This is a genomic window from Marinomonas sp. TI.3.20, from assembly GCF_038155025.1.
GTDB classification, from domain to species: domain Bacteria; phylum Pseudomonadota; class Gammaproteobacteria; order Pseudomonadales; family Marinomonadaceae; genus Marinomonas; species Marinomonas flavescens.
Genome location: NZ_JBAKAS010000089.1, coordinates 1 through 363 on the forward strand (window position 1 = coordinate 1; position 363 = coordinate 363).

At 50.4% G+C, this 363-nt stretch carries 1 protein-coding gene; it reads right to left on the reverse strand.

The window, feature by feature from the left end; genetic code table 11:
• Window positions 1-363 (reverse strand): IS66 family transposase (locus V6259_RS19695; protein WP_341585976.1); only part of this gene is annotated, 363 nt, incomplete at both ends.

Sequence of the window (363 nt, forward strand, 5' to 3'; positions counted from 1 at the left end):
CCCCAGGCTGGCGGGTGGCTTTTATCGGAGTCTCATCCATGGCCAGTACCTTGCTGTCCAGCACACTGATCAGTTGCTCTACCACAATGGGTCGTAACAGTTCGATCCCGCGTTTGGTGAGGTTCGTAAGCGTCGCACGGCTGAGGGTGATCCCAGCAGCACTAAGTTGTTGGTGTTGACGATAGAGCGGTAAATGATACAGGAACTTGTTGACCAGTAAGCCAGCGATAAAACTGACATCCGCGACAGAGCTGTCAAAAATCCTATCCGGCTGTGGCGCGGTAATAAGCTGTTTGCTGATTTTGTGTTTGACCACTTGGCGTTTGGTGATAACCACTTCATAAGCACTGGTTTTTTGTACGA